The following is a 20,219-nucleotide window of genomic DNA, read 5'->3' as shown; positions in this document are numbered from 1 at the left end:
AGCCGTGCATCGCGTTTTAAGCGGTGGCGATCCATGATCGGCCTTCCTGCTGGCGTGTTTATTGCGTGACGCAGAAGCGCTGCGCATGCTCGCATCGTTCCCGCAAGCCCGGCTTGAAGCGACACGGCAAGTGCTCGCGACATCGCTCGTGAATACAGACGTTGTTGAATCTTTTACCTGTCTTATCGACGCGCGCCGGACTCGCCAAACTTCCGTTTAAAGCGCAGCATTGCCGTATTGCCGCTACCCCGCGAGCGGAATAAGTTCTTTGAACGGGTCCAGATCGATCACCGCTGAATCGTGTGAACAAAGTCTGGCCGATATGTCAGACCTGGGGATTCCGGAGAGTGTTGCGATGTTCAACGATACCGACTTGCCCAAATCTGCTGTAGAGAGCCCGGATACTCGCTTCGACGCCGGCGGTGAGCGCCAGGCTGCGACGCCGCCCGTGCGATTCGGCCGTCTCGCACTGTGCGTTGCAACGGCAAGCGCGCTGGCTGTGGGAGTGGTGGGTACGGTCGCGTACGGTGTCTGGTTCAACCACGACCAGCAAAGGTATGCCGACGCCATCGCGGGTGCGCGGCAGGCGCTCGGCACGGCTGCGCCAAAGGTGGCAGGGCAGGTCGGCGCGGAGTCGATTGCACCGCCTGCACGGACAACCGCTTCCATGCAGGCAACAGCGGCCGCGCCGGCCACAGAAGAAGCGGGCGAAAAACAGGCTTCGTGGTTCGGGCCGGTTACGCGACCTCCCGCGCCCGTGCTTAGCCAAACTGTCGTCGCCGACCCAGACCAGGGTGCGTCTTCTGTCCCTGCTGTTCTCCACGCGGCTTCTCCCTCGAATCCTGGCGCGCAGCCATTGGGAGGCGGCCGCTCGGGCAAGGGTGCGCATCTCGCGCAGCCGGATCGCCGCGCTGCTTCGACGGTCAACACGAGGCACAAGAGCAGTCTGTTTGCCCGGATGGGTTCGTTCTTTCGTCGCGTGAGTTACCGTCAGCATGGCACCGGAAGCCAGCAAGACCTCTATTCGCATCCCTGATCGAACGCGTACCCCGTTCGCCGCGGGCGGGCGTGCGCTCGCCAGCCGCTTCAGGCCCGGCCCGGCGGTGATCGGCACCGCCGCGCTGATTTGTCTGCTGATCGGTCTGCTGTATCTGGCGCTGCAGATCCGCACGATCTTTTCCGATCAGCTGAAGCAGGAATACGCGGGGCTCGTTCTCGATGCGGTCGAACGCGCGGAGAGTGCTCGCAACGCGGTCGGCATCTGGCAGCAACTGCCCGACGCCGCGCAATCTGGAGCCAACGGATATCGGCAGGCACGGGCCGAACTGGCTCATCGCCTCGCGTCACTCGCGGCGCTGGTCAATGCAAGTCCGTCGGCGGCACCGCGTTTGCCTGCGTCCTCGCTCTCACCCGACGCCGACCTGCGCGACACGGATGCCGTACTCGACAGCGTGTCGGCCTGGTGGCGAGCGCAACGCGACGCTGACAACGCCGACGTGCGCGTGCGCATTGCCCACATTGCGCGCACGCTGATCGCCTCGGCGGCCTTGCTGTTCTGCATGCTCATCACCGCGCTTGGGATGTACGCGAAACGGAATCGCATGCTGGCGGGCAGGTCGTACGAATTCGAATGGGCCGCACTGCACGACGCGATGACCGGCTTGCCGAACCGGCGCAACCTGTTTGCCTCGCTCGACGAGGCCGCGACGACTTCGCGCGCTTTGGCAAGGCCCTGCAGAATCGCCGTGCTGTATGTCGATCTGGATGGATTCAAGCACGTCAACGACTCGCTTGGCCACCGCGTGGGCGATGAATTTCTGATCGCGGTGTCGAAGCGCTTTCGTGAGTCGGTGCGCAAAGGCGATGTGGTTGCACGGATCGGCGGCGACGAATTTGCCGTGCTGGTGCGTGAATTTTCGACGAACGCGGAGCTGGGCGAAATCGCCCGGCGGCTGATTGCCTGCGTGGTTCAAACGGACAAGGAGATAGGCGTCGGCGGAGTGCGCGCCAGCATCGGCATTGCCAGCTTTCCCGATCCCGTTGACGACTACCATCGCCTCGTAGCGTGCGCCGACGAGGCGATGTACCAGGTCAAGCGCAGTGGCAAGAACAGTTACGCGTTCGCCGGCGCGGAACGTTGATGCGTGCGTTAGATGATGCCGACCTCAGGACCCCGGGACCCCGGGGTCTTAGGGCGCTTCGGCGTTCTCGGTTTCCAGCTTCGATTTGCGGCGCGACAGTTCGTCGATCATCTGGATGCGCTGCGCGTCGGGCAGATTCTTCCACCCGCGAATTTCGTCGCGTGTGCGCAGACAGCCGATGCACAAACCCGTATTGCCGTCGATTTTGCAGATGTCGATGCAAGGCGAAGGAACCGTCGCAATCGGTGCATCGGTTCCGCTGGATTGATTTTGTTTTTCATCGAATGCCCCCGCGGAGCCGGGCTTGCATTCTGCTTCACACGCGGCGCTTGTTAAGTCGCTCATTTTCGAATCCGATTTACTTGAATTAGCTGTGAGCGCTGCCGATAAAGGCTTCGGCCGCGCGCTCCAGAATTTGCCCGCGCGAGTATAGCAAGGGGCTGCATAACCCGCGCCCCACGGGCAAACTTCACGCGCCAACTTATTTCGTGTTAAAAAATCAGGGCTTGCCGCCAGGCAATGAAATACGCCGGCACGCTTGAAGTCGTTCCGAAGTCATCCGCAACGGAAGGGTTAATGTCCAGATATTCGTTGACGCGCGCCATGGAGCGCTTAAGCCGGCCTGCGCGGATCGTCGCCGTGCTCGCGGCAGCCCTGGCGGCCTGCGCGCCGCTGCCACCGGCTGCAAATCAGACTGCAGGTCAAGCTGTCAGCCAGGATTCACCGCAAGCTCCCGCACCGGTTGCGGTCCACCGTGCCGACGGGCCGCTCCCTGTTCCGCCAAACCTCACCGTGTTGACGCAGCCGGCGGGCCAGAAGCGGTTGATGGCCACCGCGCATAAGCAATCGTACTGGCCGCTATCGCAATACTTCGAAACGCAGCGCAACGAGGCCTACTGTTCGGTCGCGACGTCGGTGATGGTGCTCAATGCCTTGGGCATCCGCCGCCCTGCATCGACACTGTACCCGGATTTCCCTTATTTCTCGCAAGAGGATTTCTTTCGCGGCATCGATCCCCAGGTGGCCAACGCCGCACAGGTATCGAAGGAGGGCATGACGCTCGACCAGCTCAGCGCAGCCCTGAACGCATTTCCTGTCGAGGTGAAGGCGTTTCATGCCAGCGATCTGACGCTCGGCCAGTTTCGCGATCTGATTCGCGACACGACGAGCCACAGCGACCGCTTTGCGTTACTGAACTTCCGGCGGGTGGAGATAGGCGAAGCAGGCGGTGGCCACTGGTCGCCACTTGCCGCCTACGACGCCGCGAGCGATAGCGCGCTGCTTCTGGATGTTGCGCGCTACAAGTATCCGGCGGCGTGGGTGCCGGTCACGCAACTCTACGCGGCAGCTCTCGCGGTCGATACCGTCAGCGGGATTTCACGCGGGATTGTGATCGTCGGCTCGCGAACCAACCAGGGTTTTTCACGGCCTGCCGGTGCCGCCGATTGTCCGGCTACCACCGGCGGCCATTGAGTTGCGCGGACCTCAATCGTCCTGATTGCGCCATTCCGTGAGCCCCTCGCGCGCATTCAATTCGATGAATGCGGGCCGTGCGCGCAGTGCACGGATATAGCGCGCGAGATGCGGCCAACCGAGTGCCGGCCGGGGCATATTGCGTGTCCAACGCATCAGTACGACCGCGAGGAAATCGGCCGTGCTGAGCTTGCCGCCGACCAGATATTCGCGCCCGTCGGCGAGCTCGGCGTTGAACCGGTCACAGGTTTCTTCGATGCGGCGTCGCGCAAGCGCCTGAACTGCCTCGGAACCAGCAGGTTCCCCGTCGACGTCCGCATAGAACCAGTCCCGCATGGCGGGCAGCAGCGTGTTGGCCAGATAGATCATCAGTTCCAGCCACGCCGCGCGCTCAGCGGAGCCTGGCTCGGGGGCGAGGGCGGCTTCAGGATGGCGCTCGGCCAACAGCATGAGCAACGCAGCCGACTCGTGGCGCGGCGTGCCGTCCACCACCAGGGTGGGCACGCGGCCAGACGGATTCAGCCGCAGATACTCAGGGTCGTGCTGATTGCCGACATTGATATCGACAAGGCGGGTCTCGAATGGGATGCCCATTTCTATCAGCATCCAGTGGACCGGCATGCTGGCCGCGCCCGGCGAGTAGCAAAGAAGGTAGCTCATTTATCCGCTCCGCATGCTTATTCGAATTGATCGGCTTTAACCGGAGCGTAGTCTAGCGCGATTCGCGAAAGCCTCGTACCCGAGAGAAGAGGGGAAACCAGATTACAACCAGCGGCAACCGCGATGCAGGCGAAGACGCGACGACAGACCCAGGTCGCCAGCAAAAGGCGAGCAAAAAACCATGACCACGACACAACGGGTTTAAGAAATGCACGTCGGCGCGCGAAGCGCCGCCGGAAGTATGACGCCCTTGTCACGAGCGCCGAATGTGCGAGAGCACGGATTCCAGATGCACCACTACCGTGACTGCGCGGGGGACCCGCTTATGAGCTGGCGGTGTGAGCCGCTTTCTTTGCTTATCTTTCTTTGCGGCGGCAAAGAAAGTAAGTGCCGCCCCGCACAGGGGCGACACTAATAGACCACTAAGAAATCAAGGAAAGGCCAACACCGCAAGGCAAACAGCCCAAGAAAATCACACCCAAACAACAAGCGCCGCAGGCCCCTCCTCAATGCACCGGCGCGTGAGTCTGCTCAGCCGGCCGCGGCTGCGTCACCGCGCTCACTGCAACAAACACGATGATGTTCACGGCCAATGCAAGGAAACCGATATTGATATCCTTCAGCGAGTCAGGCAAAAACGGCATCAACTGGCCGATACTCAGATGCAGGGTAGTGGTCAGGGCCACCACAGCAACACCCGCCAGAATCCCGCAAAACGCGCCGTACTTCGTCGCCCGGTTATGCGGCATCAAGCTGCAGATCACCGCCGGAAACAGCTGGGTCACGAAGCTGTAGCCCATCAGCAGCAATGCCACGATCGTCTCGCCGCCGTGCAGCGTGAAGCCGACAGCCACCAGCGCCACCACCGGCACGAGGAGGCGCGCGAGGTTGGTCACCGTCGCATCGGATGCATTGCGGCTCACCATGCCGCGATACACGTCGTTCGCAAGCAGGGTTGACGCCGAGGTCAGAATCATCGATCCCGGCACCAGTGCCGTCAGAATCCCCGCCGCGCCGATCACGCCGACGAACCACGGGTCGAAAGTCTGCAGCGACAGGCGGAACAGCGACAGGTCGATATCGCCGCCCTTCAGACCAGGCACCTTGAGCGTTGCAGCAAAACCCACGAAGAACACGAACAGCAGAATGAGCTGGTACAGCGGCAGCACCATCGCATTGCGGCGGAAGATGCGCTCGTCTTTCGCCGTGAAAATCGAACCGAACGAGTGCGGCCACATGAAGAAGCCCAGTGCCGTCAGCAGCACGGTGGACTGGAACCAGATCACGCTCGATCCCTTGGCCGGGAAGGTCAGGAAGCCCGGGCGCGCGGCGTCGATCGCGCGGAACATGTCGCTGAAGCCGCCGTAGTAGTGCAACGGCAAATAGATGCCGAGGAACAGCACGATCGCCAGAATCAGGATGTCTTTCACCACCGAGTTCCACGCCGAGCCGCGCACGCCGGAGACCATCACGTAAGCTGTCACCACCGCGGCGCCGATCCAGATGGCGGCAGTCGAGGAGATCGCACCATACGAGGCGGTCGCGACGATGATGCCGAGGCCCTTGAGCTGCAGCACGAGGTACGGGATCAGCGCGGCCACGCCGACCAGCGCGACCAGGGTGCCAAGCGCGGGGCTGTCGTACTTGCGCGCGAAGAAGTGCGGCTGCGAGACGAGACGGTGATTTTTTGCGTAACGCCAGATTGGCGGCAGCATCCAGTACGAGATGATGTACGCGAGCGTGCCGTAGGCAAGAATGTAGTAGACCGGCGCGCCCTTGCCGTAAGCAAAACCGCTGCCGCCAAGGAAGGTGAAGGTCGTGTAGATCTCGCCCGCCATCAGCAGGAACACGAAGGCCGTGCCGAAACTGCGCCCGCCCACGGCCCATTGTTCGAGACTCATGTCGTGGCCGCGCCGCGCGCGCACGCCCAGGTACAGCGCAAACAGCGTTATGGCCGCAATGATGATGAGTGCGCTCATGATCGCGCCTCCTCGGCGTCCGCGGCGAGCTGACGGTTGCTCGGATCCAGACGATAGACGATCGCCATGATGATGGCGCTCAGGACCACCCACATGACGATCCAGGCCAGCACGAATGGCATGCCGAACACCAGCGGTTCGACACGATTCACAAACGGGACGCCGAGCAGAATGCCGATGAACGGCAGCGCGGCGAGTGCACGAAGCAACATAGGGGCAACTCCTCGAACCGGTAAGTACGTCTCGTTGAAAGTGCAGCTTCGCTGAGGACTTTATGCCTGATGCTTCGGGCGCGTAAAGTCAGTCAAAAAAGTGTAGGCTTTCTGAAAGTTGCGTGCGCATCTTTTTGTGCCGGTCTGCTGCGGTGCAACGCCGCGCGTGGCTTGAGTCGTCCCCTTTTTTTCAAATTTGCATGCCGCGCCGCGATATCATCTGAGCCACGCAACGCGAGCATCGATCTGGATCGCTCAAAGCGTCCAGTACTTCAACTCAGCGTAGCGCCTGGGTGGGCAGTCAGTCAATCAAGCCGCCCGAGCCGCTGCCCGAAACGGATCGCATATGGTCGAAAGTCTGATCTCGGATATCCTGTTTGGCTTCACCGGGCTGATCAGCATCATCAACCCAATCGGCATGGCGTTCGTCTTTCTCGACCGCACTGCATCGCTCACTACGGAAGACCGCACGGCACTCGCCAAGAAGATCGCCTTCAACGTGATGTGCGTGCTGCTGGTTGCCTTCTTCGTCGGCACCCCGATTCTCCATTTCTTCGGCATCTCGATGCAGGCCCTGCGCATAGGCGGCGGGCTCGCGGTAGCCGTGAGCGGCTGGCAGATGCTCAATGCGCCCGACACGCCGGCCGAGCAGCCGTCCGTCAAGCGTGTGGATTCGGATAACGCCATGTCGAAGGCGTTCTTCCCGCTTACCATTCCACTCACCACCGGGCCGGGTTCGATCGCCACCGCGATTGCGCTGACCGCGAACCGCACGCATAAGCTCTCGGAGTTTGTGCTGTCTGGCATCGCCTCGGTGGGAATCTCGCTGCTGGTGGCCGTCACGGTGTACCTGATCTACAGCCGGGCTGTGGTTTTCGCGAAGTATCTCGGCGTGGACGGCACCAAGGTCGCGATGCGCGTCTCGTCGTTTTTGCTGCTGTGCATTGGCGTGCAGATTATCCTGACCGGCTTTTCGGAGTTCCTGATACCGATCGCGCAGATGCAACCCGTGGTCAAATAGCGAACGGCAGCGCGTGGGCCTCGTCGAGGCCCGGCGAGGTTCGTCGGACATTTCGTCGTGACAGGAGGGGAAACTCATGTGCCGCTGGCTCGCTTATACCGGCAATCCGCTTCAACTCGAAACGGTGCTGTTCAACGCCAAACACTCCCTGATCGACCAGAGCCTGCATTCGCGGCTCGGCCAGACCACCACGAACGGCGACGGGTTCGGCATCGGCTGGTACGGCCATCCCACCGACATTCCGTTTCGCTATCGCTGCATTCAGCCGGCATGGAGCGACCGCAACCTGCGCGAGGCCGCGCGGGCCATCCGTGCGCCGCTGTTCGTCGCGCACATTCGCGCGGCGACCGGCACGCCGTCGCAGGAAACCAACTGTCATCCGTTCCGCTATGGCCGGTGGCTCTTTATGCACAACGGGCTGGTGCGCAACTACCCGCTCGTGCGCCGCGAACTGATGCTGGCGATCGACCCCGAGCTGTTCGCATCGGTTGAAGGTTCGACGGATTCCGAGGTGCTGTTCTTTCTCGCGCTGACCTTCGGTCTCGAACTCGCGCCGGTGACGGCGCTCGAGCGGATGGTGGGGTTCGTCGAAGAGGTCGGGCGCAAGCAGGGGGTGGACGAACCGCTGAACATGACCGTGTGCGCCACGGACGGCGAGCAGATCATCGCGGTTCGCTATTCGAGCGAAAGGCAGTCGCGTTCGCCCTTCCACAGTACCTCGTTCCGGCACCTGCACGAGCTGTATCCCGACGATTCGCGCATCACGGCGGTGGGTGAAGACGCGTTCCTGGTGTTGTCGGAGCCGCTCTCGGATCTGCAGGGCTGGTGGGAGGAGATTCCGGAGAGCACGGCGGTGGTCGCGCGCGGTGGCGCGATCGACCAGTATCCGTTCGAACCCAAACGGGCTTAAGGACTTGGGGGCTGAGGGGTCTAGCGCGTCAGCAGCATCGAACTCAACACTGAAAACACCGTCGAGGGCAATTCCGCGAGCCGGCTCACCACCACGTTGTGCGGATAGAAATCCTCGACCGCATCGGTGAGCACGCCGATCCCCACCAGTTCGATGCCGCGTTTCTGGATCGCCGCGACGCGTTCGCGCAGATCGTGGCGCAGCACCTGCGGGTCGCCGTCGCCGGTCGACGGATAGCCGTCCGAAAACACGATCAGGATGCGCCGCTCGGCCTGATGATCCGCGAGCCGAGTCGCGGCCCAGGCGAGCGCCTCGCCGTCCGGATTTTCGTGACCGCAGTCGATTTCGGCAATGCCGCTCAGATCCGTCGCGCCAAAGCGTTTGTAGACTTTCAGGTCGAGCCGCTCGACAAAGCGGTTATAGCGCCGCAAATCCACACCGCCCGCCAGTTGCCGTTCATACAGCTGCTTCATGGGCGCGGACTCGAGCGAGCAATAGCCGAGCACTTCGCAGTCGAACGACAACTGCGTGAGCGCATCGCACAGCGCGCTCGCGCACAGGCGCGCGAGTTCGATCTTGCGGCCGGCCATCGAACCGCTACGGTCGATCAGCAAGGTCACGGCGACATCGCGCCCTTTGGCCGCGCGCTGCGTGCGAAACGGCGTACGGTAACCGGGCGATGTGGCGAGTTTTGCCAGCGCGGTGCGATCGATCTCGCCGCGCTCCTGCTCGCGGCGCCAACGGGTGCGTTCGTCGGCGCTCAGCGCACGTTCGAGTTTCTCCTTGAGCGGGGCGGTATCCGCGCGCGCCTGCGCGCGAAGCTCGCGCCAGGCTGCGCTGTCGCCCTGACCGGTGACGTCGGTGATTTCGTCGAACTCAGTGGCAAGCGGAATCGACAGCCGCTCGCGCAGGGCATCCGACACGGCGCCGGCTTCACCGTCCGAACGCGCGGATGGCTGCTGTGCATCGGCGAGCGATTGCCCCATGCCCACCGCATTCTCCGCTTGCGCGCCGCCGCCTTGATCGGAAGGCGGCGAGGCGGCGTTGTCCTGGTCGGGCAGGACCGTATCGTCATCATTGCCCGGCTCGGACGAAGACGCGGCGGTTTCCGTATCGATGTCTTCAACCGGGTCCGCGGTGAACACCATGCTATTGACGTCGCCCGCCGACAAAGCCCGCACGCGTGCCACCAGGGCTTGCGCGGCCGCAATGCTATGCGCGCTCGAGCGGCTTCTGCGTGCTTCGTCCAGCTGATCCTGCGAGGCGTGCAGTGCGGCGAGCAATGAATGGACCGCTTCGGCGCGGGTCGGCGGTTCGTCCCACAGCGCGCGCTCCACCAGCCAGACCAGCCGGTCGCGCCAATGCAGCTTCGGCCAGCGCTGCCGCGCCTGTTCGGCGGCATGCGCGCGCAGTTTGCCGATGAACCAGCGTGCGCCCGGATACTCGTCGAGCAATTGAACGCAGACGCGGCGGTCCTCGATCACCTGCGCGAGATTCGCTGTCACGCCGCGCGGCAGCGCATCCATCTGTGCGAGCGAGGAGTGCTTGGCGCGCGCGACCAGCAGATCCAGATAGCCGATCAGCACGTCGCGCTCGACGCCGCCGCTCAACTCATAGTCGGGGATCACGATGCGGCCGGGTTCGACACGCGGACCATCCGGACTGAAGGCGACCGTCACACCGTATTGCCCGGTCAGCACGCGCGCCACCTTGCTAAGCGTCGATTCGAACGCGAAGCCTCGCGTGTCGCGCGTTGAGTGCATTGCGTTCATGGCGATCGCTGTGCTCGCTGATTGTGCCGGGCCGGGCTCAGGCGGCCGGCGCAATGTGATGACGAACGATGCCGCGAATCAGCGCCGCGTCTTCCGGGCTGACCTTCGCGTAGATGGCCGGACCCGCCGCACGTTCGGGGTCGCCGGTGCGCAGCATCAGCTCGGCCCAGTCGAGCAGGCGCCGCGTGGAGAATGCGCTCGACAGGTCTTCGCGGGCGAACGCCGCGCGGCAGTCGGCGGCAATCGCAGCGAGCGTGGTGGCGAGCGCACGCGTCATATGCGGGGCGAGGGTGCGCATCAGCACGTCGGTTTCCTCGGCTGGCGTCAGATAGTCCAGCATATAGACGCGCCAGCGATCCAGAAACGCCTCGTTCATCAGATTCGCGCCCTGATACAGATGACGGAACTGGCTCATCGCACCGACCGCATTCGCGGTGGCGAACAGCCGGAACGCGGGATGCGGCGCGACGATCTCATGGCCTTTTTCTTTCAGCACGAGGCGGCCGTGCGGTTCGAGCACGGCGGTGAGGGCGGCGAGAATCGACGGTTCGGCGAAATCGATTTCGTCGACGATCAGCCAGAGGCCTTCGCGCATCGCCGTGGGCAACACGCCGTCCACCCAGATCGTCTCGCCGCCCTTGACGGTCCAGAAGCCGACAAAATCGCCGGCCGTGGTTTGCCCATTCATGTTCGAGCGCAACACGCCGTGAAGCGAGCGCGCGGCGACCTGTTCGATGAGACTCGTCTTGCCCGCGCCAGTGTGACCGATCAGCATCACCCGCCGGTTCTCGACGATATCTTCGACAATGTCGTTAAAGCGCCCGGAAAAGAGATAGGCCGGATTGACGGGCGGCACGAGTGGATTCTCCACACCGCATGGCACGTCGACCTGGCCGATGCGCACGGTTTCTCGCGCACCCTCCCGTGCATGATGTTTCGCCACCGAGGCCCGCGCCGCCACGCGTTGCAACTCGGGCATAAAGGCCACTCGCTCTGCCGTGCCGGCTTCGTCCGAGGCATCGGGCGTATCGATCGCGAAGCCTTCCCGGCGCCACTTCTTCAGCTTCGCGCGCAGGTTTTCCGCGTCGACCACCAGATCGATATCCACCGAGCCATGGTTGTTGCCTTCATTCACCCCGTGCTCGAGGCGATAGTTTTCCGGCCGGTCCGCCACGCTGACGCGCCACCATTCCGCGCCGGTTTCAGTCGCGCGTTGGTAAAGGCCAAGGTTTTCGTCTTCGGTCAGTTCAGGCACGTTCATGGGAAGGGGCAAGTGATGAATGGATCGGGCAACAAATAATGCGTTTCGATTTGGCTGAGGCGAAATGACCGACTATCTTATCGTGAGTACCTTTCGATCTCCCAGGCAGGAATTTCATTCACGGTACACCGATTCGATTCAACTGAAGATTTTCAATGTCGAGCGCGCGGTCCGCAAAAATATATTGCGGCAAATGGTTAGGCTATGAAGCGTCGATCACCTATAGTTCGTCCGCGAGGTATGTAGTTTTACAACATCTCATGTTCAAGCTGGTTCGGTCCGGCATCGGACCGGTGTAACCGGGTATGGGCAACAGGTCATGGCCCATGCCGTTGCGTTGCATACGCGAGGCCTCATAGACGCGCCTTGCACTGCGAGTCCGCGGCCGGGTACAGGCCGGCCGCGATGTGACACGGTGAGTAGTTTTGAGTCATCGGCAGTCGGCTTTGCCCACCATTTCGGCAGAAGAACTCACGGCAAAACAATGAGACTACGCACAAAGTTAATGGCCGCCCTGGCGGTGGTAAGCCCTCTGGCATACGGTCAAACCAGCGTGACTTTATATGGCCGTCTCGACGGCGGCCTGGAATATCTGAATCACATCAACAATGGTGCGGGCGGCACCGCGAACCGCTGGAGCGCTGAAGGCGGCGATTGGGGCACCAGCATGCTGGGCCTGAAAGGCAATGAAGATCTGGGCGGCGGACTGAATGCGATCTTCAACCTGGAAACCGGTCTGCAGATCATGAACGGCACCACCAGTGGCGGACGATTGTGGTCACGGCGCGCCTTCGTCGGTCTGAAGGACAATCAGTGGGGCACGCTGCAGGCTGGACGTAATCTGTTTATCGATAGCGACGGGGTGTGGGAATTCGATCCGTTCGTGCAGCAGGCGTTTTCGTCGGCGTCGCTCGTGCGTGGGCGCAACTGGCAGCAGACCAGCAATAACGTCGAGTATCACAGCCCGGTGCTGTGGGGTTTCGATGTCCAGGCGCAATACGCCTTGGGCAATCAGGCCGGCGCGTTCAACAGCGGCGCGGCAGGCGAGTTTGGCCGCTCCGACGGCATCATGCTTACCTATCACTCGCCGCTCTTCGACGTGCGCGGCATCTACGACGAACTACGCGACAGCAACGGCCGCTTGAGCAACATCTTCCAGGCCTCGCGCGAATATTTCGCCGGTGCGAACGTGCACTTCGACGCGTGGAAGATCCAGGGCGCCTACACGCATTACGCGGCGCCGGATTCGCCGATAGGCGTGGCCGACAGCGCCGATCACTACTGGCTGGGCGCCACCTACAACATCCAGTCGCGCTGGGCAGTGACGGCGGGCGGCTACTACATCAAGGTCGGCGACGGCGGCGGCGATGCCGCGCACGATCCGTCCGGCCACGCGATGATGTACGTGCTCGGCACGACCTACAACCTCTCGAAGCGCACCTTCGTGTACGGCACGGTGGGTTACGTGCGCAACGGCAGCAATTCGAATTTCTCGCTGGAAGCGTCACCGCGCGACGCCACCAGCAACACGAGCCCGCTCGCGGGCGAATCGCAAACGGGCGCCTACGTCGGGATGATGCATCAGTTCTGACGCCGCGCCGTTGGCGTGTCCGGCAGCAATTCTGGCCGGGCTGCAGGCAGCATGAAGCAACACAATGCGTAGCACAGCTGCATCGCGGTACCTGCAATGCGTTTTAAAACGCCTCACAAGGGAAAAACAACATTGACTCCACAAGACTCTCACGGCGAGCTCGCCGCGAGCGACGAACCGTCCACGATGACGCGCCGCCGCTGGCTGCAGGGCGCGCTTGCGTTGACAGCAGCCGGCCTGACCGGCTCGCTCACGCTCAAGGCACTGGCCGACGACTCGGCCGCCGCGCCCATCGACGCCTTCATGACGCTGTCGCAATCGTTGACGGCCCGGCCCACGCTCGATCGCGACGTGGGCACGCGCCTGCTGGCCGCGCTGCAGAAGTCCACGCCCGATCTCGCGCAGCAGTTGCCGAAGCTGGCCGGTGCGCTCAGCGCCGGTTCCGCCGACGCCGCACAACAGGCGTTCGCGCTGAAGATCATGGAAGCCTGGTATCTCGGCACGGTGGACGATCAGGTCATCACGTACGAACAGGCGCTGATGTACGACGTGGTGTCCGACACCTTGATCATCCGCTCGTACTGCCCCAACAAGCCCGGTTTCTGGGCCGCCAAACCCATCGAAAGGCAAGCCTGAGCCATGGCCGATGCACAAAACCAGGCTGAACAAGCCGATATCGTGGTCGTTGGGTCGGGCGTCGCGGGTGCGATCGTCGCGCATCAACTGGCGCTGGCGGGCAAGTCTGTGATCCTGCTCGAAGCGGGGCCGCGCATGCCGCGCTGGGAGATCGTGGAGCGCTTTCGCAATCAGTTCGACAAGTCGGATAATTCCGCGCCGTATCCGTCGACTGCATGGGCGCCGCATCCGGAATACGGTCCGCCGAACAACTACCTGATCCTGAAGGGCGAGCACAAATTCAACTCGCAGTACATCCGTGCGGTAGGCGGCACGACATGGCATTGGGCCGCGTCCGCATGGCGCTTCATGCCGAACGACTTCCGCATGAAGACCACCTATGGCGTGGGCCGCGACTGGCCGATGGAGTATGAAGAACTGGAGCCGTACTACCAGCGTGCCGAAGAGGAACTCGGCGTGTGGGGCCCGACGGACGAAGAACTCGGTTCGCCGCGCAGCCAGCCGTATCCGATGGCGCCGTTGCCGCTCTCGTATAACGAGCAGACCATCAAGAGCAAGCTCAATGCATTCGACTCGAATTATCACGTCGTGACTGAGCCGGTTGCGCGTAACAGCCGTCCTTACGACGGCCGCCCGACCTGTTGCGGCAACAACAACTGCATGCCGATCTGCCCGATCGGTGCGATGTACAACGGCATCGTGCACGTCGAAAAGGCCGAGCAGGCCGGCGCGAAGCTGATTGTCAACGCAGTCGTCTACAAGCTCGAGGTGGGGGCGAACAAGCGCATTACCGCCGCGCTGTACAAAGACCCGCAGGGCAACGAGCATCGCGTGGAAGGCAAGTATTTCGTGCTTGCCGCGAACGGCATCGAAACGCCGAAGATCATGTTGATGTCCACCAGCCACGATTTCCCGAACGGCGTGGGCAATAGCTCGGACATGGTGGGCCGCAATCTGATGGACCATCCGGGCACGGGCATCACGTTCTATGCGGACGAAAAACTCTGGCCCGGCCGCGGTCCGCAGGAAATGACTTCGCTGATCGGCTTTCGCGACGGCGCGTTCCGTGCGAACGAGGCCGCCAAGAAAATCCATTTGTCGAACCTGTCACGCATCGATCAGGAAGCGCAGAAGATTTTCAAACAGGGCAAGCTGATCAAGCCAGCCGAACTGGACGCGCAGATTCGCGACCGCTCGGCGCGTTTTGTCGAGTTCGACTGCTTCCACGAAATTTTGCCGCAGCCGCAAAACCGCATCGTGCCGAGCAAAACAGAGGTCGACGCGATCGGCATCCCGCGCCCGGAGATTACCTACGCAATCGACGATTACGTGAAACGCGGCGCAGTGCATACGAAAGAGGTCTACACGAACGCGGCGAAAGTGCTGGGCGGCACGGAGATCGAGTATCAGGACGAGTTCGCGCCAAACAACCACATCACGGGCGCGACGATCATGGGCAGCGACCCGCGCGATTCGGTGGTCGACAAGCATTGCCGGAGCTTCGATCATCCGAACCTGTTTATCTCGAGCAGCGCGACGATGCCGACAGTCGGCACCGTCAACGTGACGCTGACTATTGCCGCGCTGGCACTGCGCATGGCCGACCAGTTGAAGAAGGAAGTTTGAACGTGCTGAAAAAGACCTTTTTCTGGCTGCTGGCCGGTGCGTTGACCTGGCCCGCATTGGCGCAGGCCGACGATTCCGCGAGTCCGGTGAGCGGCAGCGACACCGCGTTGATCAAACGCGGTGAATATCTCGCCACAGCGGGCGATTGCATGGCCTGCCATAGCACCGCCAAAGGCAAGCCGTATGCCGGCGGTCTGCCGCTGAAAGTGCCGATGCTCGGCACGATCTACTCGAGCAACATCACGCCGGACCCGCAAACGGGCATCGGCACATGGACGCTCGCGGACTTCGATCGCGCGGTGCGCAAGGGCGTCTCGAAGGACGGCCACAATCTGTACCCGGCCATGCCCTACGTGTCCTACGCGAAGGTGAGCGACGACGACGTGAAGGCCTTGTATGCGTACTTCCGTTATGGCGTGGCGCCGGTGAACGAGGCCACGCGCGAAAGCGACATTGCGTGGCCGCTCAACATGCGCTGGCCGCTGACCGTATGGAACTGGCTGTTCCTGAAGAACGGCCCGTACGAAGTCAAACCGGATCAGAGCGTGGCCTGGAATCGCGGTGCGTATCTCGTGCAAGGCCTCGCGCATTGCAGCACCTGCCACACGCCGCGCGGCTTCGCGATGCAGGAGAAGGCGCTCGACGAAACCGGCGGCGGTTTCCTCGGCGGCTCGGTGCTGGCGGGCTGGGAGGGCTACAACATCACGTCGTCGGCGAATAGCGGCATAGGCGGCTGGAGCCACGCACAGCTCGTGCAATATCTGCAAACCGGCAGCGTGCCGGGCCTCGCGCAAGCGGCTGGCCCGATGGGCGAAGCGGTCGAGCATAGCTTCTCGAAGATGAGCGACGCGGATATCGACGCCATCGCCACTTATGTGCGCACGGTGCCGGCAGTCAACGGCAACAGTTCGCAGCCGCGCAGCACATGGGGCAAACCTGCGACCGACGTCACGCGTTTGCGCGGCATTGCACTCAACGACGGCACGCTCGATCCGGCGCGCCTGTACCTCGGCAATTGCGCGACGTGTCACCAGGCGCAAGGCAAGGGCACACCGGATGGCTACTATCCACCGCTGCTGCACAACTCGACGGTGGGCGCGGCCAATCCGGGCAACCTCGTGCAGGTGATCCTGCACGGCGTACAGCGCAAAACCGCGGGCAACGACGTCGGCATGCCGGCCTTCGCCACGCAGTTGAACGACGCGCAGGTCGCCGCGCTGGCCAACTACGTGACGACGCAGTTCGGCAATCCGGCTGCGACACGGGTGAGCGATAAGGACGTTGCGAAGCTGCGCTGAGGCGTCTCGTGCCGGCGCACGGGGCCGTGAGGTTGTGAGGCAGTGAGGCAGTGAGACCACCAGCGGGGCCGCAAGCCGACTGAAAGGGCTGCGGCCAATCATCGGTACAACATGACACCGGATGTAACGCGCCGTGCAGTTTCTCGCGCATCGGCGCATCATCGGTAGGCCTTGCGGTCCTCATGCCATCTTTTCCACGTTCTTCCGCGCGAATACGGTTCGCCGGGCACGGCCGATGCATGGCGTCCCGGCGAAGTTCCCAACCGCCGAACAAGGAGTGTCCCCATGCAAAACGATCCCGCCCTCGATCAGTTGTGCATCAACACGATACGCACGCTATCGATGGACGCTGTGCAAAAGGCCAATTCCGGTCACCCCGGTACGCCGATGGCACTGGCGCCAGTCGCCTATCATCTGTGGCAAAACCATCTTCGCTATGATCCGGACGAGCCGCTGTGGCCGAACCGGGACCGCTTCGTGCTCTCGGCGGGGCATGCGTCGATGCTGTTGTACTCGCTACTGCATCTGGCGAACGTGAAGGCCGTGGACGAGCACGGCAAACTTACCGGCTCGCCCGCCGTGTCGCTCGACGACATCGAACATTTCCGCCAGCTCGGCAGCAAAACGCCGGGCCACCCCGAGTACCGCATGACCACCGGCGTGGAAACGACCACCGGGCCACTCGGCCAGGGGCTCGGCAATAGCGTCGGCATGGCCATGGCGGCGCGCTGGTACGAAAGCCACTTCAACAAGCCGGACGCGCCGTTGTTCGATTACCGCGTCTACACGATATGCGGCGACGGCGACCTGATGGAAGGCATCTCGCATGAAGCGGCGTCGCTCGCGGGACATCTGCAACTGTCGAATCTGATCTGGATTTACGACAGCAATCGCGTGACGATCGAAGGCCACACGGACCTCGCCTATAGCGACGATGTGGAAAGCCGTTTTCGCGGCTATAACTGGCACACCCTGCGTGTGAACGACGCGAACGACGCAGCGGCGCTGGAAGCCGCGTTTGTCGAAGCGAAAAGCATCACGGACCGGCCCACGCTGATCGTGGTCCACAGCATTATCGGCTGGGGCGCGCCGCACAAGCAGGACACGTCCGCCGCGCATGGCGAGGCGCTCGGCGTCGAAGAAGTGGCGCTGACCAAGAAGTTCTATGGCTGGCCCGAGGACAAGTTCTTCTACGTGCCGGACGGCGTGCACGAACGTTTCGCGCAGGGCATCGGTGCGCGCGGCAAGGCGGCGCGCGAGGCCTGGCAGACGAAGTTCGACGCGTACAACACGAAATACCCGGACCTCGCCCGCCAGTTCACGCAGATGGCAGCGCATGAATTGCCCGCGGGCTGGGACAGCGATATCCCCACCTTCGACGCCGACCCGAAGGGTCTCGCCTCGCGCGATTCGTCGGGCAAGGTGCTCAATGCGATTGCCGCGCGCGTGCCCTGGATGATCGGCGGGGCGGCCGATCTCGCGCCGTCCACCAAGACCAATCTGAAATTCGAGGGCGCGGGCAGCTTCGAACCCGGCAACTATGGCGGCTGCAATCTGCACTTCGGGATTCGCGAGCATGGCATGGGTGCGGCGGTGAATGGTCTGGCGCTTTCGAATTTGCGGCCATTCGGTTCGACCTTCCTGATTTTCAGCGACTACATGAAGCCGTCGATCCGCCTGTCCGCGATCATGGAAGTGCCGGCCATCTATGTGTTCACGCATGATTCGATCGGCGTGGGCGAGGATGGTCCGACTCATCAGCCGATCGAGCAACTGGCGTCGCTGCGCGGCGTGCCGGGGCTGACCGTGCTGCGGCCGGGCGACGCGAACGAAGTCGCCGAGTCCTGGCGCGTGGCGATGTCGGATCCGCTGCGGCCGTCGTGCATCGTCGTGTCGCGTCAGGCGTTGCCGACCCTGGACCGCACGCGCTATGCGTCGGCCAAAGGGGTGCAGAAGGGCGCTTATGTGCTTGCCGATGCGCCTGACGGGCAGAAGCCCGCGGTGATCCTGCTGGCCACGGGCAGCGAATTGTCGCTCTGTGTCGACGTCTACGAGAAACTGAAAAGCGAAGGGATCGCAGCGCGCGTGGTCTCAATGCCGTCGTGGGATATTTTCGAACGTCAGGACGCGGCGTATCAGGACGCCGTACTGCCGGCCGACGTGGAGGCGCGCGTCGCGGTCGAGCAGGCGGCGGCGCTCGGCTGGGACCGCTATGTTGGGCGGCTCGGCGCGCTGGTGGTGATGCATACGTTCGGCGCCTCCGCGCCGTTCGCCGATCTGAAGAAGAAGTTTGGCTTCACCGCCGAGCACGTGTATGACGCGGCGAAGCAGCAGATTGCAAGAGTGCAGGGCACGAGTGCCAAGAAGTAGCGTGTGCCTGGCAGACGTTCGCGTGGCCTGGCGCGGCCAGGGTCAGGCGGGCGTCTGCGTTGCGGTTGCTGCAATCGCCACGCTGCCGGCCGTCCCGTCGAGCCTGTTGCGATAACCATGCGATTGCATTTCGGCGAGCCTGCTGAGGGTTCTCGACAGATCGTGCGCGCCTTCGAGTCCGCTGAGCGCCGCCTCGACCGGTTGATCGGAGGCGATGAACAGCGCGCATTTGCGGTCGTAAAAGATGTCGACGAGCCATATGAGCCGTTGCAGCGTATGGGCTTTGGCAAGCCATTCGGTGTGCACATGATCGAGAATCAGGCCATGCCATTGCTCGGTCAGATCCAGGTAATCGAGGTGCGAACGGCTCGCCACGCACAGGTTCTCGAAGTCCGCCCATAGCAGGGCCGCGCCCGCGGCACGTGCCACGAGCGGCCGGCCTGCCGCGCTCACGGTGGCAGGCTCCAGCGTCTCGTTGCCTTCATAGCGTACGAAAATTGCCAGCAACGCGTCGCGCGTTGCTGCGTCGAGCGGCGCAAAGAAATGCGGACACGCCGCTTCTTCGCCGCCGAAACGATAGTCGCGTGCGCCGTCGAAGTGAATCACGGTGAAGCAACGTTTGATCTGTTCGATCGTCGGCAGAAAACGCTCGTGAAACTCCGGGTCGGACAGCAGGGCGTCCGGTGCGTAATTGGAGGTCAGCACGATGCGCGTGCCCTGGCCGATCGCGGTGTCGAGAAAACGGCCCATCAGAAACGCATCGGCGATATCGTGCACATGAAATTCGTCGAAGCACAGCAGTTCCATGCCGTCGAGCCATTGCTTCGAAACCGAGCCCAGCCGATCGTCGCCGCGTGGCGCGTTCACCAGACGCCGGTTCATCTCGCGCAGAAACTCGTGAAAATGCACGCGCCGCTTGCGGCAGCTCGCGAGCTCAAACACCGTATCGACCACCAGGCTCTTTCCGCGGCCAGGCAGGCCGTGGCAATAAACGCCCTGATGCGCATGCGCGGGGCCGGATTTCGTGCGGCGGCCGTTGGTGCCGTTAGCACCGCTAACACCGCTAACACCGTTAGTACCCAGCAGCGTGACGAGCGCCGCAATGGCAGCACGCTGAGTTGCATCGGGAACGATCTCGCGCACGGCGAGGGCACTAACTACCTGAGTTTCATCGAGCATAGGTTGCGGTTTTTGTCTGCTGTTTTTGCTTGCTTGTTCTGTCCGTAGCCGAGCCGGCGTCTTTCGAGCCGGCGTCTCGGGTCAACGTCT

At 62.7% G+C, this 20,219-nt stretch carries 17 protein-coding genes; 10 read left to right on the top strand and 7 right to left on the bottom strand.

Translation table 11 applies throughout. The annotated features are described in order from the left end of the window. Positions 1-355: 355 nt before the first annotated feature. Positions 356-1,036: a hypothetical protein gene (locus BCY88_RS03715; protein ID WP_120342937.1), complete on the top strand. Its 681-nt coding sequence runs from the start codon at positions 356-358 to the stop codon at positions 1,034-1,036. After that, positions 996-2,141, top strand: a complete 1,146-nt coding sequence (locus BCY88_RS03710) for a GGDEF domain-containing protein (RefSeq protein ID WP_120342936.1) — start codon at positions 996-998, stop codon at positions 2,139-2,141. Before BCY88_RS03715 ends, BCY88_RS03710 begins: the two co-directional genes overlap by 41 nt. Positions 2,142-2,189: 48 nt before the next feature. Here BCY88_RS03710 and BCY88_RS40795 read toward each other — a convergent pair whose 3' ends face one another. Beyond that, positions 2,190-2,621 (bottom strand): DUF1289 domain-containing protein, encoded by a 432-nt coding sequence (locus BCY88_RS40795; protein ID WP_404935668.1) that lies wholly within the window; start codon positions 2,619-2,621, stop codon positions 2,190-2,192. Between the two features lie 96 nt (positions 2,622-2,717). On the opposite strand from BCY88_RS40795, the gene BCY88_RS03700 reads away from it, so the two are divergent. Then, the gene (locus BCY88_RS03700; RefSeq protein ID WP_120342934.1) at positions 2,718-3,614 is read left to right on the top strand and encodes a phytochelatin synthase family protein; all 897 of its coding nucleotides are present in this window, start codon (positions 2,718-2,720) and stop codon (positions 3,612-3,614) included. 12 nt (positions 3,615-3,626) lie between these two features. On the opposite strand, the gene BCY88_RS03695 is transcribed toward BCY88_RS03700, so the two are convergent. The 3 genes from BCY88_RS03695 to BCY88_RS03680 all read right to left on the bottom strand — a co-directional run bounded on the left by BCY88_RS03695 (position 3,627) and on the right by BCY88_RS03680 (position 6,465). Then, complete coding sequence (locus BCY88_RS03695) at positions 3,627-4,274, bottom strand: glutathione S-transferase family protein (RefSeq protein ID WP_120342933.1); 648 nt, start codon at positions 4,272-4,274, stop codon at positions 3,627-3,629. 506 nt (positions 4,275-4,780) lie between these two features. Further along, entirely contained in the window at positions 4,781-6,253 is a 1,473-nt protein-coding gene (locus BCY88_RS03685; RefSeq protein WP_120342932.1) for a sodium:solute symporter family protein, read from the bottom strand. Beyond that, complete coding sequence (locus BCY88_RS03680; RefSeq protein ID WP_120342931.1) at positions 6,250-6,465, bottom strand: DUF3311 domain-containing protein; 216 nt, start codon at positions 6,463-6,465, stop codon at positions 6,250-6,252. Before BCY88_RS03680 ends, BCY88_RS03685 begins: the two co-directional genes overlap by 4 nt. Before the next feature lie 346 nt (positions 6,466-6,811). On the opposite strand from BCY88_RS03680, the gene BCY88_RS03675 reads away from it, so the two are divergent. Together BCY88_RS03675 and BCY88_RS03670 are read left to right on the top strand one after the other, a co-directional pair. Further along, the gene (locus BCY88_RS03675; RefSeq protein ID WP_120342930.1) at positions 6,812-7,486 is read left to right on the top strand and encodes a MarC family protein; all 675 of its coding nucleotides are present in this window, start codon (positions 6,812-6,814) and stop codon (positions 7,484-7,486) included. A gap of 76 nt (positions 7,487-7,562) precedes the next feature. Next, positions 7,563-8,396, top strand: a complete 834-nt coding sequence (locus BCY88_RS03670; RefSeq protein WP_120342929.1) for a class II glutamine amidotransferase — start codon at positions 7,563-7,565, stop codon at positions 8,394-8,396. A 20-nt stretch (positions 8,397-8,416) separates the two neighbouring features. On the opposite strand, the gene BCY88_RS03665 is transcribed toward BCY88_RS03670, so the two are convergent. Further along, positions 8,417-10,168, bottom strand: coding sequence for a cobaltochelatase CobT-related protein (locus BCY88_RS03665; protein WP_120342928.1), 1,752 nt, complete (start codon positions 10,166-10,168; stop codon positions 8,417-8,419). 37 nt (positions 10,169-10,205) lie between these two features. Further along, a complete protein-coding gene (locus tag BCY88_RS03660) occupies positions 10,206-11,429 on the bottom strand; it encodes an AAA family ATPase (protein WP_120342927.1) in 1,224 nt (407 codons plus the stop codon). Between the two features lie 484 nt (positions 11,430-11,913). Between BCY88_RS03660 and BCY88_RS03655 the strand changes: the two genes are divergently transcribed. The 5 genes from BCY88_RS03655 to tkt all read left to right on the top strand — a co-directional run bounded on the left by BCY88_RS03655 (position 11,914) and on the right by tkt (position 18,950). Continuing rightward, positions 11,914-13,020, top strand: a complete 1,107-nt coding sequence (locus tag BCY88_RS03655) for a porin (RefSeq protein ID WP_120342926.1) — start codon at positions 11,914-11,916, stop codon at positions 13,018-13,020. Between the two features lie 186 nt (positions 13,021-13,206). Further along, positions 13,207-13,656 carry a sugar dehydrogenase complex small subunit gene (locus tag BCY88_RS03650; protein WP_120342925.1) on the top strand — a complete coding sequence of 150 codons (450 nt, stop codon included), beginning with the start codon at positions 13,207-13,209 and terminating at the stop codon, positions 13,654-13,656. Between the two features lie 3 nt (positions 13,657-13,659). Continuing rightward, positions 13,660-15,282 (top strand): GMC family oxidoreductase, encoded by a 1,623-nt coding sequence (locus BCY88_RS03645; protein WP_120342924.1) that lies wholly within the window; start codon positions 13,660-13,662, stop codon positions 15,280-15,282. A gap of 2 nt (positions 15,283-15,284) precedes the next feature. Continuing rightward, the gene (locus BCY88_RS03640; protein ID WP_120342923.1) at positions 15,285-16,580 is read left to right on the top strand and encodes a cytochrome c; all 1,296 of its coding nucleotides are present in this window, start codon (positions 15,285-15,287) and stop codon (positions 16,578-16,580) included. Between the two features lie 285 nt (positions 16,581-16,865). Then, positions 16,866-18,950, top strand: a complete 2,085-nt coding sequence (tkt, locus tag BCY88_RS03635) for a transketolase (RefSeq protein WP_120342922.1) — start codon at positions 16,866-16,868, stop codon at positions 18,948-18,950. A gap of 42 nt (positions 18,951-18,992) precedes the next feature. Here the strand turns inward: tkt and zapE are convergent, their stop codons facing one another. Further along, positions 18,993-20,129 carry a cell division protein ZapE gene (gene zapE, locus BCY88_RS03630; RefSeq protein WP_120342921.1) on the bottom strand — a complete coding sequence of 379 codons (1,137 nt, stop codon included), beginning with the start codon at positions 20,127-20,129 and terminating at the stop codon, positions 18,993-18,995. Positions 20,130-20,219: the final 90 nt, after the last annotated feature.

Source organism: Paraburkholderia fungorum (assembly GCF_003610895.1).
Classification (GTDB): domain Bacteria; phylum Pseudomonadota; class Gammaproteobacteria; order Burkholderiales; family Burkholderiaceae; genus Paraburkholderia; species Paraburkholderia fungorum_B.
This window is presented reverse-complemented; position numbering and strand designations above follow the sequence as displayed.